The 14,915-nt window shown below is 32.9% G+C and carries 15 protein-coding genes, 1 tRNA gene and 1 pseudogene; 8 read left to right on the top strand and 9 right to left on the bottom strand.

The window, feature by feature from the left end:
• Nucleotides 1-107 precede the first annotated feature (107 nt).
• From MEFER_RS02305 to MEFER_RS02295, 3 genes are all read right to left on the bottom strand, one after another.
• Complete coding sequence (locus MEFER_RS02305; protein WP_015791023.1) at nucleotides 108-2,123, bottom strand: V-type ATP synthase subunit I; 2,016 nt, start codon at nucleotides 2,121-2,123, stop codon at nucleotides 108-110.
• A 33-nt stretch (nucleotides 2,124-2,156) separates the two neighbouring features.
• Nucleotides 2,157-2,471 (bottom strand): ATP synthase archaeal subunit H, encoded by a 315-nt coding sequence (ahaH, locus tag MEFER_RS02300; RefSeq protein WP_015791022.1) that lies wholly within the window; start codon nucleotides 2,469-2,471, stop codon nucleotides 2,157-2,159.
• An 88-nt stretch (nucleotides 2,472-2,559) separates the two neighbouring features.
• Nucleotides 2,560-3,069, bottom strand: a complete 510-nt coding sequence (locus tag MEFER_RS02295) for a DUF531 domain-containing protein (RefSeq protein ID WP_015791021.1) — start codon at nucleotides 3,067-3,069, stop codon at nucleotides 2,560-2,562.
• Nucleotides 3,070-3,202: 133 nt separating this feature from the next.
• Between MEFER_RS02295 and MEFER_RS02290 the strand changes: the two genes are divergently transcribed.
• From MEFER_RS02290 to glyS, 5 genes and pseudogenes are all read left to right on the top strand, one after another.
• Nucleotides 3,203-3,290, top strand: a tRNA-Leu gene (locus tag MEFER_RS02290).
• 139 nt (nucleotides 3,291-3,429) lie between these two features.
• A pseudogene (nucS, locus tag MEFER_RS08650) lies at nucleotides 3,430-4,135 on the top strand (endonuclease NucS).
• A gap of 160 nt (nucleotides 4,136-4,295) precedes the next feature.
• Nucleotides 4,296-4,859 (top strand): XTP/dITP diphosphatase, encoded by a 564-nt coding sequence (locus MEFER_RS02280; RefSeq protein ID WP_015791020.1) that lies wholly within the window; start codon nucleotides 4,296-4,298, stop codon nucleotides 4,857-4,859.
• Nucleotides 4,856-5,737, top strand: coding sequence for a triphosphoribosyl-dephospho-CoA synthase (locus MEFER_RS02275; protein ID WP_015791019.1), 882 nt, complete (start codon nucleotides 4,856-4,858; stop codon nucleotides 5,735-5,737). The genes MEFER_RS02280 and MEFER_RS02275 overlap by 4 nt, the downstream gene beginning before the upstream one ends.
• A gap of 4 nt (nucleotides 5,738-5,741) precedes the next feature.
• Entirely contained in the window at nucleotides 5,742-7,475 is a 1,734-nt protein-coding gene (gene glyS / locus MEFER_RS02270; protein ID WP_015791018.1) for a glycine--tRNA ligase, read from the top strand.
• Between the two features lies 1 nt (nucleotide 7,476).
• On the opposite strand, the gene MEFER_RS02265 is transcribed toward glyS, so the two are convergent.
• From MEFER_RS02265 to eno, 6 genes are all read right to left on the bottom strand, one after another.
• Nucleotides 7,477-7,761, bottom strand: a complete 285-nt coding sequence (locus tag MEFER_RS02265; protein WP_015791017.1) for an ArsR/SmtB family transcription factor — start codon at nucleotides 7,759-7,761, stop codon at nucleotides 7,477-7,479.
• Nucleotides 7,762-7,765: 4 nt separating this feature from the next.
• Complete coding sequence (locus MEFER_RS02260) at nucleotides 7,766-8,014, bottom strand: hypothetical protein (protein WP_015791016.1); 249 nt, start codon at nucleotides 8,012-8,014, stop codon at nucleotides 7,766-7,768.
• Nucleotides 8,011-9,378, bottom strand: a complete 1,368-nt coding sequence (locus MEFER_RS02255; RefSeq protein WP_015791015.1) for an IS200/IS605 family accessory protein TnpB-related protein — start codon at nucleotides 9,376-9,378, stop codon at nucleotides 8,011-8,013. Before MEFER_RS02255 ends, MEFER_RS02260 begins: the two co-directional genes overlap by 4 nt.
• Nucleotides 9,359-9,991, bottom strand: coding sequence for an IS607 family transposase (locus MEFER_RS02250; protein WP_048056288.1), 633 nt, complete (start codon nucleotides 9,989-9,991; stop codon nucleotides 9,359-9,361). Before MEFER_RS02250 ends, MEFER_RS02255 begins: the two co-directional genes overlap by 20 nt.
• Nucleotides 9,992-10,253: 262 nt before the next feature.
• Nucleotides 10,254-11,504 carry a TldD/PmbA family protein gene (locus MEFER_RS02245; RefSeq protein ID WP_015791013.1) on the bottom strand — a complete coding sequence of 417 codons (1,251 nt, stop codon included), beginning with the start codon at nucleotides 11,502-11,504 and terminating at the stop codon, nucleotides 10,254-10,256.
• 106 nt (nucleotides 11,505-11,610) lie between these two features.
• Complete coding sequence (gene eno, locus MEFER_RS02240) at nucleotides 11,611-12,882, bottom strand: phosphopyruvate hydratase (protein WP_015791012.1); 1,272 nt, start codon at nucleotides 12,880-12,882, stop codon at nucleotides 11,611-11,613.
• Between the two features lie 83 nt (nucleotides 12,883-12,965).
• Between eno and MEFER_RS08480 the strand changes: the two genes are divergently transcribed.
• The 3 genes from MEFER_RS08480 to trpD are packed head-to-tail and all read left to right on the top strand — an operon-like array spanning nucleotide 12,966 to nucleotide 14,804.
• On the top strand, nucleotides 12,966-13,115 hold the full coding sequence (locus tag MEFER_RS08480; RefSeq protein ID WP_245527791.1) for a hypothetical protein: 150 nt from the start codon (nucleotides 12,966-12,968) through the stop codon (nucleotides 13,113-13,115).
• Nucleotides 13,066-13,797, top strand: a complete 732-nt coding sequence (locus MEFER_RS02235) for a DUF4013 domain-containing protein (RefSeq protein WP_394296027.1) — start codon at nucleotides 13,066-13,068, stop codon at nucleotides 13,795-13,797. Before MEFER_RS08480 ends, MEFER_RS02235 begins: the two co-directional genes overlap by 50 nt.
• Nucleotides 13,794-14,804 (top strand): anthranilate phosphoribosyltransferase, encoded by a 1,011-nt coding sequence (gene trpD / locus MEFER_RS02230; protein ID WP_015791010.1) that lies wholly within the window; start codon nucleotides 13,794-13,796, stop codon nucleotides 14,802-14,804. Before MEFER_RS02235 ends, trpD begins: the two co-directional genes overlap by 4 nt.
• Nucleotides 14,805-14,915 lie beyond the last annotated feature (111 nt).

Genomic DNA, 14,915 nt, shown 5'->3' with positions numbered 1-14,915 from the left:
TATCACCTCAGTTTTATTAAGTTTTAAGTTGTATTTTTTATTTTTATATTTTATTGTTTTAAGGCCATATTGGATGTTAGAAAGGTTTGGAATAATATTAGAGGGAATTAAGCAGTTGTGTATTCCCTATTTGCTTTGAATGGTATGAATTTCTTACCTCCACCTTCATAGAACTGACTGAAGAACTCTACATAGTGCAACCTTAGGGAGTGGATAAAGCTACCTAAACCGTTCATTACGAAGTTGAATGCATGCCCAAACAAGAGCACGATTATGGCCAATATTATTCCAACTACTGGGATAGCATCTCCAACCAACTTAGCCATAATGTTTACTGCCATTGCTAAACCTCCAGTAGCTAAACAGAGAGCTAAAAGCCTTGCGTATGATAAAACGTTTCCTAAGAATCCAGTTATATCCATAGCTCCCAGCATTGCTCCCATAGCACCGTTTTCTTTGAACCCTTTAATTGCACACATTACTATAACAATTACCAAAGCTCCCCATATTATTGCTGATACTCCATATATTGGACTTATTGGGCATATCAACCCAATGATTAAAGCCAATATTAGAAGTATCCATATTCCTTGGTTGAATATAGCATCTTCTTTATTTCCTTTTTTCATATTCTCTACAAATCCAACTACCAATCCAATTAATAAGTGTAGGACACCAACAGCTATGGAGAATTCTAATATTGCAATTGGACCGTTTGGAACAAACTTACTTTCTCCCAGTGGGTTAATGAATGCTAATCCAGCTTCATACAAATCAATACCTAAGAACTGCAACAAGAAGTCTCCTAAGTATCCTCCGGTTATAATACCCATTATTGTTGTTGCAATCCCTGCCAATGTCAATATATAACCAAGTTTTCCAGCTCCTTCACTTACTTTACCCATCTTTTTCCAAATCCATAAACCAGTAATTGTCAACAGCAAACCGTAAACAGCATCTGTCAGCATAATACCGTAGAATAACAGGAAGCCTGGAACTAACAACAATGTTGGATCAACTTCATTGTATTTTGGTAATGCGTACATCTCTGTGAGCATTTCGAATGGTTTAATTGCTTTAGGATTGTTTAGTAAAACAGGTATCTTCTCTTCTGGCTCATCTGGCTCAGCTATTTCAACAAATGCAAAACCTTCAGCTGAGTTTTCAATTAAACTCTTAGCTTTTTCAGCATCTCTTGCAGGAACCCATGCTTCTATGTAGTAGGTTCTATCGGTCTTACCAAATTGTGAATATGCATCTCCCCTAGCCTTCTCTATTGATAACAATTCATAAACAACTAACAACTCTTTTTCCCACTTGTTTGCTAAAGCTCTTAATTTCTCTACCAAGCTGTTTCTCTCTGACTCTATTGATGCTAATTCATTCTCTATCTTTGATAAAGCTTCACTTGGGGTTCCTTCAACATCGCTTATATCGTATCTTTCGAATTCAAACTTTCTAAGCTCTGATAAAACGTCTTCAAGTTTCTCTTTCAATGTGACAAATACAATTGGTACTCTAATCTTTTTATCTTTTTCAAATTCGTTTCCAGCGAATACATCAACATATCCTTCTGCAGCTTTTTCAAGTTCTGCTTTCAATTCATCAATTTTTTCTTTAGGAACGCTTCCAACTCCAATAAATACAAACTCTCCAGAGCCGAGATATTTTAAGTCAAACTCTAAACCTTTTAAGTAAGTTATTTGCTCTTTCATCTGTAATAACTTAGATTTTTTGTTGTCAAGCTCTGATAATCTCTCAGCAGGCTCATCAACTTCTTTACTAATATCGCTTAATACTTTTTCAGCGTATTCTATAACCTCCTCATAAGAACTGAATGAAACTTTCTTCTTTTCAACAGGTTTTGGATTTAAAATATCTTTTATGCTTGTCTCTTTCTGACTAACACTTGAAAACATATCTAATATTCTGCTTGCCCTTATCATCAATGATGTAACATTTCTAACATAGTCGGCTGATGATGAAGAAGATAGTAATGCTTTCCATTCCATATCTTCTAATTTTTCAGATAAATCGCAGAGTTCAACGATCCCTGCTTCATGCAAACTTCTTACAACATTATCAATTTTTTCATCCAATATCACCGCTTTTAACTTCTTCATTCTTACGGGTCTCACTAAAATCACCTTGTTAATTTAGATTTCAAGAATCTCTGACAGCTTCAATGAAAGTATCTTAACTTTGGCAATTGATATAATCTCTTTAATCTCGTTTTCATTTTCTTCCATAATCTTTTCAGCTTCTTTCTTTGCCTCTTCCTCAGCTTTTTTAATCATTTCTTCAACAAGTTTTTCTGCCTCTTCTTCAGCTTCAGCAATGAGTTTTTTTGCTTCTTCAATAGCCCCTGCCTTTATCTGCTCAGCTTTATTTTTTGCCTCCTCTATTTCTTTAACTGCCTGTTCTTCAGTTAACTTTACTTCTTTTATTGCCTCCATAACACTAACGCTCATACTTCCACCTGCAATTATTGGTAATATTTTAAAAATGAAGCAAGTATATAAAATTTTTTATTCTTGAGTTTATTGCTATTTTTAGATATCAAAGATATTTGGTATAAGTATATATAACAGCTGGAATACAACCAATGGCTGTGCAAGTTTCCAAAGACACCCTCTTTTCGGTTATATCCAAATGGTAGCTACAAGATTCAACTATATCCTTTGGAAGCCCGTGCCTCCCTAGACCAACATATATTCCAACAGGCTTTTTCTTCAATAAATAGGCAGTGTCTAATGGGGTTATAGCCTTTTTCTCATCTGGTTTGGATGTTGAAGCTATTGGAATCCCAAATTGGGGTAGGAACTTATCAACGATAAAAAATCTATTTTTTTCAATTAATTTCTCCAAGTATTCTCCAGAATTACCAATGGTTGTTTTTATATTTAAAATATCCTCCATCTCGCATGGAAAGTCCATTATTGCCAAGTTGCAATCAAAGGCATAACATATTGGAGCTGCTCTTGCTATAGCCCTTTTATGGGCTTCATGCCACCTCGTTTTGTCGTAAGAGTTGTATAAGATTAAGGTCATCCTCTTTAACTTTTTCATACTTTACCTCAATTAAATTTCCATAAAACAGATTTCATTATGTATCTAAGTTATTTGTATATTTTAGTTTATATTTGGCATAGAACCGAAAAGTATATATATGAGTTCATCTATTCTATAATTCGCTTGCGGTGCAGGGGTCGCCAAGCCTGGCCAAAGGCGCCGGACTTAAGATCCGGTCCCGAAGGGGTTCGGGGGTTCAAATCCCCTCCCCTGCACCATTTTTTATTTTGGAACACTATATCCATTAATTTAAAATTATGATTCTATTTTTAGGTGGTGATAGTTGGAAAGGGTTTTGCACATAACAAACCCTGCCAACAAAGATTTAGAAGATTTTATAAGCTCATACCTAGTCATATTTTGATATTATTGGCGAGATGTAGAGTTTTTTATGATGGCAGGGCTAAAAGCCAGTTAGAAGAAGGAGATAGGGTTATTATAATAAAACCTGATGGAACTTTTTTAATTCACAAGGATAAAAAGAGAGAGCCAGTGAATTGGCAACCTCCAGGGAGCAAAATATTTTTGAGCATTGAAGGTGATAATTTTATTTTAAAAAGTATTAGGCAAAAGCCAAAAGAGGAGTTGAAGGTTGTTATCTCAAATGTTTATCATGCATGTGCATTTAAATGCGATGATTGTGAGGAGTTAAATCTAACGGGTAGTGAGGCTGAAATGGCTGAGTTAATTTTTTAAAAATCCTAATTTAATTGAAGAGGGTTTTAAACCTCTATCAAGGGAATACCAAATTCCTACGGGAATTATTGATATTTTAGGTAAGGATAAAAATGATAAATGAGTTATTTTAGAGTTAAAAAGGAGAAGAGCCGATTTGCAGGCAGTTTCCCAATTAAAAAGGTATGTAGAATATTTTAAAAATAAATATGGTGAAGATGAAATTAGAGGGATTTTAGTAGCTCCTTCTTTGACTACAGGAGCTGAAAAACTGTTAAAAGAGGAAAACTTAGAATTTAAAAAACTTAATCCACCAAAAGGCAATAAAAAAGATTCAAAACTAAATATAAAATCTAAAAGGGTGGCAATTTTAGATGAATGGCTATAGAAAGGTAAACCCTATATTTAAACCAGTAAAAAATTTTAAATAAACTATATAACTAATAGGTTTATACTCCCCAGTGGGTTAGCCCTCTTGACATAGCAGAGCTAAAGGATGATAGAGGGTGTTAAACTGGGGAGACATTCCCTATAAATTTGGTGAGATTATGAAAATCTATTTTGCCACAGGAAATATAAACAAAATTAAAGAAGCAAACATTATTTTAAAAGATTTAAAAAATGTGGAAATTGAGCAAATAAAGATTGAATATCCTGAAATTCAGGGAACTTTGGAGGAGGTTGCTGAATTTGGAGCAAAGTGGGTTTATAATATATTAAAAAAACCAGTTATTGTTGAAGATAGTGGTTTTTTTGTTGAGGCGTTGAATGGTTTTCCTGGCACTTATTCAAGATTTGTTCAAGAAACAATAGGAAATGAAGGAATTTTGAAATTATTGGAAGATAAAGATAACAGAAATGCCTATTTTAAAACAGTTATTGGCTACTGCGACGAAAATGGAGTTAAATTATTTAAAGGAATTGTTAGAGGAAGAGTTTCAGAAGAGATTAGAAGTAAGGGTTATGGATTTGCTTATGATAGCATATTTATCCCAGAAGGAGAGGAGAGGACTTTTGCAGAGATGACTACAGAAGAAAAAAGTGAAATATCTCATAGAAAAAAGGCTTTTGAAGAATTTAAAAAGTTTTTATTAACTTTGGTGAAAGCATGAATCCTTTTGACATAATGAAAGCCTCTCAAATTGCATGTTGTTTGGAGGTTAGCTCTTTTAAACCTGGAAATGTTCATAGAAATAGGGATTATAAGGATATTAAATACCACCACTTTATAAACTCTGGAATTGCGTTTGGAAACGTTGTTTATGAAGCGGCTCAAAAAGATAGGGATGTTGGTTTATACATTAAAAAGGCGGTTATTGAAAGCAGAAAATGGTCTCCAACTAATGCAAATTTAGGGATTATAATGCTACATATCCCTATAGCCATGGCTGCTGGAAAATTAGAAAATTTTGATGAAAATGAATTAAAAAACAATTTAAAGAAGATTGTTGAAAATACAACCGTTGAAGATGCTTTAAATGTTTATGATGCTATAAATATAGCGATGGCTTATGTTGATAAGCCAAAAAAAGGTCCAGACGTTACATCAAAAGAGGCAAAAAAGGAGCTTATTGAAAAAAAACTAACTCTTTTGGATGTTTATAAAATATCTGCAGAATGGGATAATATAAGTAAAGAGTGGGTTGATAACTTTAAAATCTCATTTGAGGGCTATAATTTATTAAAAGAGTATTATAAAGAATTTAACAATATCAACTTAGCCGTAACAAAAACATTTTTAAACCTATTGGCTAAATATCCTGATACATTGATTGCAAGAAAGAAAGGTTTTGAAACTGCTTTAAAAGTTTCTAAAATGGCTGAAAAAGTTTTAAATAATTTCACCGAAGATAAAGTTAAAGAGTTTGATAAATACTTATCAAAAGAAGGAAATAAATTAAATCCTGGAACTACTGCTGATTTAATTGCTTCATCATTGATGATATTTATATTAGATAGGATAGATAAGGGAGATACAATACTTTGGTGAGAGAATGGAAAAAGATGTCTATGAAAAGATTATGGATTTGGCAAGAAGAAGAGGTTATTTATGGAGTTCATTTGAAATCTATGGAGGAATTGCTGGATTTGTTGATTACGGTCCATTAGGATGTTTATTAAAAAATAACATCATATCAAAGTTTAGAGAGCAATATATTGTTAAAGAAGGATTTTATGAGATTGAGAGCCCAACAGTAACACCTTACGAAGTTTTAAAGGCATCTGGGCACGTTGATAACTTTACAGACCCAATTGTTGAATGTAAAAACTGCTTAGAATCATTTAGAGCTGACCATTTAATTGAGGAGTTTGTGGATGTAGATACAGAGGGGAAAACATTAAAGGAGTTGGATGAACTTATAAAAAAGTATAATGTAAGATGTCCAAAGTGTGGAGGAGAGCTTGGAGAAGTTAAAAAATTTAATTTAATGTTTGTCACCTCCATAGGTCCAGGAGGAAAGAGAACTGGTTATATGAGACCTGAAACAGCACAGGGAATATTTATTCAATTTAGAAGATTAGCCCAATTTTTTAGGAACAAGTTACCTTTTGGTGTTGTTCAAATTGGTAAAAGTTATAGAAATGAGATTTCCCCAAGACAGGGAGTTATTAGGTTGAGAGAATTTACCCAGGCAGAGATTGAATACTTTGTTCATCCAGAGAAAAAAGAGCATGAAAAATTTGATTTAGTTAAGGATGAAGTAGTTCCTTTATTACCTGCTGAGAGACAGATGGATGAAAATCTAAAAGAAGATGAAAAGGTAATTAAAATAAGTATTGGGGAGGCAGTTGAGAAAGGAATTATAAGGCATCAAACAATTGCCTACTTTATTGCCTTAACAAAGAGGTTTTTAGAGGCAATAGGAATTGATAAAGACAAAATTAGATTTAGGCAACACTTACCAAATGAGATGGCCCACTATGCCATTGACTGTTGGGATGCTGAAATATACACTGAGAGGTTTGGATGGATTGAGTGCGTTGGTATAGCTGATAGAACCGATTACGATTTAAGAAGCCACTCAGCCCATAGTGGAGTTGAGTTATCTATCTTTGTTGAGCTTGATGAAGAAAGAGAGATAGAGACCTACGAAATAAATTTAAACTACAAAGTTGTTGGAAAGATATTTAAGAAAGACACAAAGGCAATTGAAGCATATATAAACAACCTAAGTGAAAAAGAGAAAGAAGAGTTTGTTAAAAACATTGAAAATAATGGAAAAGTAATAATAAACATTGATGGAAAGGAATTTGAGATTTTAAAGGACTACGTTGAAATTAAAAAGGTTAAAAAAGTTATTAAAGGAGAGAAAGTTATTCCACATGTTATTGAACCATCTTACGGAATTGATAGAATTACCTACTGCCTTTTAGAGCACTCATATAGGGAGGAAGAGGATAGGGTTTATTTAGATTTAAAGCCATCAATTGCTCCTATAAAAGCTTATGTTTTGCCTTTGGTTAATAAAGATGACATGCCAAAGATAGCTAAGGAGATTAATCAGATGTTGAGAGAAAGTAGTATTATAGCTGAGTATGATGACAGTGGAGCAATTGGGAGGAGATACATGAGGGCTGATGAAATTGGAGTTCCATTTTGTATAACAGTGGATGGACAAACTTTAAAAGATAAAACTGTAACTGTTAGAGAGAGAAATACAAGAGAGCAGATTAGGGTTAAAATAGACGAGTTGGTTGATTACCTAAAAGAGAAGTTAAAAGAATGACTTAATCTTCAAATAATTTTTTTATAACCTCATTATCAATGTAAAATTTGAAGTCATTCGCTTTATAAATTCTCTTCGCCCTACTACCTTCTAAAACTAAATCGCTTTCAACTAATCCTGCATTTTCTAATTTTCTTAAATGGGCATAGACAACAGGTCTTGATAAATTTAGCTCTTTGGCTAATTCATAAATATTTTTTGGCTGTTTATTTAAAATATATAATATCTTAACCCTAATGGGGTTGGACAATGCTTCTCCCATTTTAACAACATCTATCAACTTCATAAAATCACTCTATCTCGTCCCATTTCTTTTTTAGTTCCTTAACTATTTCTTTTATTTCCTCAACATCTTTCTCAATCTTTGTAAGTTTTTCATTGTCTATTGAATTTGTTTGCTTTTTTAATGGGGAGATTAATATATACAATATTACTGCAATAATTATAACCCAGATAATCATCCAGAGGAGGTTATAAAATGGACTAATAAACCCTGCTGGATACATTCCAATAGGAGGGGTCTTCCCAACCGTGGTCATTCATGGACAATTATAGATTTTAAAACTTTTCCATTTAAATCTACTGTATAGACCATCAGAGGGAAATCAAAGATTTCCCTTACTGGAAGCTTCGCTTCCACGTTGGGATTGGGCTTCATCGGTCTCAACTCCCCTCTGGGTTCATTGGAGAGTAAATCATCGCTCTCAACCCCAGCCACGGGGACCCCAACTCCGCCTAAGAGTTTTTTAGTTAATTCAACTCCTCTTTTAAAGATATTAAAACATCCGACAAACTGCCTATCAAAAACTCCACACTTATCGCATTTAACAACCTGCCCCTCTTGGGACTTCATTTTACTCCCGCATACGGGGCAGGTTTTTGAAGTATAGTGAGGATTAACGTATAGGACAACACTCTTATACTCCAACTTTTTCGCTATTTTTCTCCAGTTAGTTCTATTCAAATCCCTATTAAAATCCGAATTCTTATACATATTAAACTTATCCAAATCTTCAAAGATGAAAATCGCATCTGGAAAGAGTTTAGGTAATTGGGACGTTAGCTTGTTAATAAAGTCCTCAACCCTATTTCTTCTCCTATTCCAGTATTTTTTTAATAATTTACCAATCCTCTTCGGAGCTTTTTTGTAGATTGACTTTAACTTATCGATAATAACATCATAAACCCTCTTTATCCTATGCAATTCAGACAAATCAATCCTAATCCAACCTTCTATCGGATGATACAAATCTAACGATTTCAAATTACTATCAACACCAATAACAACTTTTCTATCGGATAAATCCAACGGTTTTTTAAAGGTTATTAATGCCTCGTTATCCTTTAAGATAACCTCTCCAATATTAAAATCCTCAACCCTATCGAAAAACCATTCATTTTTAATGTTTAAAATTAAATACTCTTTTCTCGGTTTTATTGTAATTCTTATTACTCCCTTTTCTTTATCGTATTTCATTAAAGTAGTTTTAACCCTAACAAAAGGTCTTTTGAATATTGGCTTGTTTCTCCCTCTTTTTCCATTTAAATAATTCGACTTCCAACTCTCTATTGCTGAATAGGCAACTTTAATAGCTCCATCGACATAGTGGGAAGCAAACTCCCAACCTTTTAATAAACGATTTCTTAACTCTCTTTTAAAATCCTTGTCCTTTGGAATTTCAGGGATTAGTCGAGTAGTTGTATAATATTTGTATTTCTTCTTTCCTATTTTGTATCGATGTTTAACTGTCTTTTCCTTCCAGTTAATATTATTCCAAATAATATCGACTGCTTTTTGAGAAGTTTTTATAAAATCATCTGGTAAGTTTTTTAAATCGTAATTGTGTTTAACCTTGTAAGTCAATACAATTTCGGTTGGGAGTTTATTCTTTTTCTTTGGCATTATCCTCCCTTACGATTTCTTTAACTGTTTTTGTGAGATTTTTATACTTGTGAGAACGCATTCCATAAAGTTTTCCAGCAAAGTGTGAAACAATAGTTATTAAATCTTTTATTAGCTCCTCTTGTGGTGTTTTATATCGTTTGTTTATAATTACAATTTCCGTTCCATAAGATTTAAAAAACTCTTTTAACGTTTCAAAGCCAAATCTCGTTAATCTATCTGGATAGGCAATAATTACCTTCTCAACCTCTCGATTCATAACCATTTTTAAAAGTTTTTTGTAATTTTTCCTCTTTTCGTTTAATCCACTACCAATGTCTTTTAGTATTTGTATATTACAGCCGTTTTCTTCTGCATAGGATTTTATTAGTAGTATTTGCCTTTCTAAATCGTTCTTTTGAGTGTTTGATGATACTCTCGCATAACCGATGATTTTCCTTTGCTCTTTGTCCTTAATTCCTAAGATTCGTTTTATCTCACTTTCTGGAACTCTTCTTTTCCCTCCTAAGGTTCTGATACATTTAATCTTCCCTGCTTTATCCCATCGTTGCAACGTTTTAATCGAAACTCCTAAGATTTTTGATGCCTCTTTTAGAGTATAATGTCGCTCCATAACCATCAATGTCTATATTTGTCTATCTAATATATGACAGTTTCGGAAGGCATTATTTCCACCCACAAAAAGATTTTTATTTAACAATGCAATGTGAATACCTATGGCTACATATATACCATTAATGATATATATAGTTATATATTAATCATATATCTCAACATATAAACACACAGATTTTATAATTAACCTTTTCTTTAATGGAAATAATAAAAGCTTTTTTAAAATTTTGGAAAAAGTTTCATCAAAATGTTGAAGGGAGTTAATTAATTATTTCTCCATTAAACACCACTGATGGAGAAATCAACTTCCCTCTTTGCTCAACATCATTTAATGGAATAGCTTCTTTAAACATCTCAAATATATTTCCACTAAACATTCCCTTTTTAATTGGGATTATCTCTCCGTTTTTATACAAATAGGAGTTTTGTATTTCCACTGCAAAATCCCCAGTTATTGGATTTGATGTGTGGGAGCCAATAACCCCATTAACATAAACATACTCATCAAAATCATCTAAGCTATTTTTTGTCCCTTCAATAATAAAGTTTGTTGGTGAGATATAAGGTAATGAATTATAACCTCTTGAAGCATTTCCTGTTGAGATTTTTCCTTCCTTATTTGCTCTTTTTATATCATACAAATAGTTTTTTAAAACCCCATCTTTAACTAAAACAGTCCTTTGCGTAGCTGTTCCCTCACCATCACATTTTGAAGAGTATAATGCATAATCCAAAGTTCCATCATCAATTATTGTTATATTCTCCCCAAAAATCTGCTCTCCAATCTTTCCCTTTAAAACACTTCTATCTCTCTGGACATTTTCAGCACTGAATGCCGGCATTAAAGTATAGGGTAACAACTCATACAACGCTCTTGGTGATAAGATGATATTTCCTTTATATGAAAGGGACTTTCCATTTGCTGACTTTTTAGCCAAATCTAATGCTTTGTAGCTAATTTCTTCAACATCAAAAATATTATGCTGAGTTTTACTTTCATAGGAGGTTTCTCCATCATACATTATAGATATTGATGCAGAAAAATAAGTATCTTCCTCCTCAACATCTACGCCGTTTGAATTTATCAACCTTGCATATCCAACTTCTTTAGAAATTCCTCCGCTTAAAACAATTGCATTATTCTCTAAGGCAATGTCTCGCATAGTTATTAGGTCTTCTAACAATTTTTCTTCATCCAAATCTAAAATTTCTTTATAAAACATCCCTTTTGGCTCTTTATATTTTTGCGGTTCAGCAAATTTAGTATATTTATCCTCAACCAAATTTTTCATTGCCTTATAAACAATATTTTCATCAAATTTATTTGCATAGGCAAAGCCAACCTTTCCATCTTTTATAACCCTAACCCCAATACCATAGGATGTGGTTATTTGAAAACTATCCAAACTTTTTCCATCTAAATCAACACTCACATCATAAGATTTAATAAACAAAACTTCTGTCTCAAATCCCTCTTTTTCTCCAATTTTTATTAATTTCTCTAACTCCATAGTTTCACCAACTTAAAAAACTCAAAAAATAGTAAATTGAATATAATCAAATTGAATATATGCAAAAATAAAACAAAAAATGAAAATATATTTTTAGTTTTTAAAATTAAAATGGACATCTAAACTTTCTTCCAGCATATTTACTTAATCCTAATTCCTGTTCAATTCTAATTAATTGGTTGTATTTGGCTGTCCTCTCCCCTCTTGCTGGTGCCCCTGTTTTTATCTGCCCGGAGTTTAAAGCAACTGCCAAATCAGCTATTGTTGTATCCTCTGTTTCTCCACTTCTGTGTGAGACAACAACCGCATAACCATTTCTAAATGCCAATTGAGCGGCATCAACTGCCTCACTTAAAGTTCCGATCTGATTAACTTTTAGCAATAAAGCGTTAGCAGCCTTTATCTCAATACCTTTTCTCAATCTTTCAACATTTGTAACAAACAAGTCATCACCAACTATCTGTATATCAAGCTCTTTAGTTATCATTGCAAAGCCCTCAAAATCTTCCTCATGGAATGGGTCTTCAATTGAAACAATTGGATATTCATCAACCAATGCCTTATAATAATCTAAAAGCTCCTCTCTTGTCATTTTTTTACCTTCAACATAATAATATCCATCTTTGTAAAACTCTGAGGCAGCAGCATCCAATGCAAATACAATTTCATCGTCATAACCTGCCTTTTTAACACTCTCAGTTAATAAGTCCAACGCCTCTCTTGAAGTTTTTAATGGTGGAGCAAAACCTCCCTCATCTCCAACATTTACAGCATTTTTTCCATATTTATCCATGATAACATTTTTTAAGACGTGATAAACCTCTGAACCCATTCTTACTGCCTCAGCTATTGATGTGGCTCCAACAGGCATTATCATAAACTCTTGTAAGTCCAAATCATTCCCAGCATGTTTTCCTCCATTTATAACATTCATCATTGGGACGGGCATGATATAGGAATTAAAGCCCCCCAAGTATTTATAAAGAGGAATTTTACCTGTTGCTGCTGCTGCCTTAGCAACTGCCAAAGAAACAGCCAATATTGCATTAGCTCCCAACTTTGATTTGTTTGGTGTTCCATCCAACTGAATCATTATATTATCTATTTCTCTTTGCATCCTTGCATCATATCCAACAATTTCAGGTCTAATTATTGAATTTACATTCTCAACAGCTATTAAGACCCCTTTTCCACCAAATCTCTTTTCCTTATCTCTTAACTCTAATGCCTCATGTGTCCCAGTTGATGCACCGCTTGGAACAATAGCTGAACCATAACCGTTTCCTTTCGTTATAACCTCTACTTCAACTGTTGGATTCCCTCTTGAGTCAATAACCTCTCTTGCAATAACATCTTTAATTTCAAATCTCTCATCCATATTATATAACAAAATCTCACCTAATAGAAGTTTTTAAATACTTTAATAATAAGATTTTTATAATAAACTTTTTGGGTGAAGTTATGGAAAGTATTGAAAGTTATTTAATGAACTCATACAACTATATTGTTTCTAACTTTAAAAAGTTATGTGTTGGGATTAATAAGTGCTATAGTTGGGGCGATGAGTGGAGCATCGGTTGGATTTATGCAACTATTTATAGAAAGAAATAGTCATGACATTTTTCATTTTATAATGTCATTTATTGAATCATTTTGGATAATTTTTGTTATATGGGTGATTGCCTCAATATTTATATCTAGTTATTATGTTAGAGTGATGAAAACCACTGTTGAAGGATTAAATAAAGCTCCTGATTGGGATAAAATTGACGATTTGTTTATTAAAGGGCTGTGTTATATTATCGGACTTATTTTATTGGCATTTATATTTCTAATCATTCCAATTGCTTTATATCTATTCTCAAGTATTTTAGCTTCCATTAATGAAACTGCTGGTTTGATTTTTATATTATTGACAACTTTATTCTTCATCCTTTCAATAATTATCTTGTGGTTTTATTCTAAGTTGGCAGAGGTTAATTATTCAGTTAGAGGATTTCTTGGATTCTTTGAGTTTGGAAAAATATTTGAAATGATAAGTTTAAAATACATTATTTTGCTAATTGTTATAGCGATTATTGAACTTGTTATAAGTTTAATAGTTGTAGTGCCACTTGATACAATTGGAACATTTTTATTAGTATTGGCATATACTAACAAAAATATTACAGCCCTCTATATAGCAATAAAGAATATTGTCTTATGTGTTATCAACATTTGTAATTTCTATTTGGCAGTATTTTCAATAAGGGCAGTTGCATTATATTATAAAGATAGGAAGGGGATAGAATGATTACTGAGGCATTAAAAAAGGTTATAGAATTCAAAGATTTAAATGAAAAAGAAGCAGAAGAAGTTATGAAAGAAATCATGAGTGGAAACGCAAAATCAGCACAAATGGCGGCCATATTAACAGCTTTAAGAATGAAAGGGGAGACAATACAGGAAATAACCTCATTTGCAAAAGTTATGAGGGACTTCTCATTAAAAATAAATCCAAATGTTCCCAAATTGTTAGATACTTGTGGAACTGGTGGAGATAATTTAAACACATTCAATATAAGCACTGCCACTGCCTTTGTTGTCTCTGTATATGTTCCAGTAGCAAAGCATGGAAATAAAGCAGTTAGTAGTAGAAGCGGTAGTGCAGATGTTTTAGAAGCGTTGGGAGTTAATTTAAACGTTCCTATTGAGAGAGTTAAAGAATCAATTGAAAAAATCGGAATAGGGTTTTTATTTGCTCCTCATTTCCATCCAGCAATGAAGTATGCTACACCAGTTAGGAGAGAGTTAGGAATTAGAACTGTATTTAATGTTTTAGGACCTCTAACAAATCCAGCAAATGCCAACTATCAATTAATGGGGGTTTATGATGAAAAATTAACAGAAAAATTAGCCTATGTTTTAAAAAATTTGGGTTTAAAGGGAGCTTTGGTAGTGCACGGTAGTGGAATGGATGAGATAACAACCATTGGAAAAACAAAGATTTCTGAGCTAAGAAACGGAGATATAAGGAACTATTACATTGAACCAGAAGATTTTGGAATAAAAAGGGCTAAATTAGAGGACATTAGAGGAGGGTCTCCTGAAGAAAATGCAAAAATAATTAGAGATATATTTGAAGGAGAGGAAGTTGGGGCTAAGAGAGATATAGTTGTCTTAAATTCAGCTTTTGCGTTGTATATTGCTGAAGAGGCTAAAGATGTTGAAGAAGGGATAAAATTAGCTGAAAAATCAATTGATAAAGGTAAAGCATTAAAAAAGTTAGAGGAATTAATTGAATTTTATAAAGAGGGTTGATTACCATAGGGGCTACGCCCCTATTGGTATACCCCAGAGCGGGGTTGCCTTTGGCAACCCCACTTTAGTTTTGATCAACCTTTTACTAAAAGGTTGTTGCTAAAAGTTTCA

It is taken from the genome of Methanocaldococcus fervens AG86, from assembly GCF_000023985.1.
Lineage (GTDB): Archaea > AGJL01 > Methanococci > Methanococcales > Methanocaldococcaceae > Methanocaldococcus > Methanocaldococcus fervens.
Note: the sequence above shows the minus strand (reverse complement) of the source record. Positions and strands in the feature narration are given on the sequence as shown.

What these genes read in the sequence shown, in the direction of transcription:
- MEFER_RS02250 (WP_048056288.1), bottom strand. Translation starts at nt 9,991, where the DNA reads ATGGAGCGACATTATACTCTAAAAGAGGCATCAAAAATCTTAGGAGTT.
- MEFER_RS02235 (WP_394296027.1), top strand. Translation starts at nt 13,066, where the DNA reads ATGAGTGGAGCATCGGTTGGATTTATGCAACTATTTATAGAAAGAAAT.
- trpD (WP_015791010.1), top strand. Translation starts at nt 13,794, where the DNA reads ATGATTACTGAGGCATTAAAAAAGGTTATAGAATTCAAAGATTTAAAT.
- ahaH (WP_015791022.1), bottom strand. Translation starts at nt 2,471, where the DNA reads ATGAGCGTTAGTGTTATGGAGGCAATAAAAGAAGTAAAGTTAACTGAA.
- MEFER_RS02265 (WP_015791017.1), bottom strand. Translation starts at nt 7,761, where the DNA reads ATGAAGTTGATAGATGTTGTTAAAATGGGAGAAGCATTGTCCAACCCC.
- MEFER_RS02245 (WP_015791013.1), bottom strand. Translation starts at nt 11,504, where the DNA reads ATGGAGTTAGAGAAATTAATAAAAATTGGAGAAAAAGAGGGATTTGAG.
- MEFER_RS02275 (WP_015791019.1), top strand. Translation starts at nt 4,856, where the DNA reads ATGAATCCTTTTGACATAATGAAAGCCTCTCAAATTGCATGTTGTTTG.
- MEFER_RS02305 (WP_015791023.1), bottom strand. Translation starts at nt 2,123, where the DNA reads ATGAAGAAGTTAAAAGCGGTGATATTGGATGAAAAAATTGATAATGTT.
- MEFER_RS02260 (WP_015791016.1), bottom strand. Translation starts at nt 8,014, where the DNA reads ATGACCACGGTTGGGAAGACCCCTCCTATTGGAATGTATCCAGCAGGG.
- glyS (WP_015791018.1), top strand. Translation starts at nt 5,742, where the DNA reads ATGGAAAAAGATGTCTATGAAAAGATTATGGATTTGGCAAGAAGAAGA.
- eno (WP_015791012.1), bottom strand. Translation starts at nt 12,882, where the DNA reads ATGGATGAGAGATTTGAAATTAAAGATGTTATTGCAAGAGAGGTTATT.
- MEFER_RS02295 (WP_015791021.1), bottom strand. Translation starts at nt 3,069, where the DNA reads ATGAAAAAGTTAAAGAGGATGACCTTAATCTTATACAACTCTTACGAC.
- MEFER_RS02280 (WP_015791020.1), top strand. Translation starts at nt 4,296, where the DNA reads ATGAAAATCTATTTTGCCACAGGAAATATAAACAAAATTAAAGAAGCA.
- MEFER_RS02255 (WP_015791015.1), bottom strand. Translation starts at nt 9,378, where the DNA reads ATGCCAAAGAAAAAGAATAAACTCCCAACCGAAATTGTATTGACTTAC.
- MEFER_RS08480 (WP_245527791.1), top strand. Translation starts at nt 12,966, where the DNA reads ATGGAAAGTATTGAAAGTTATTTAATGAACTCATACAACTATATTGTT.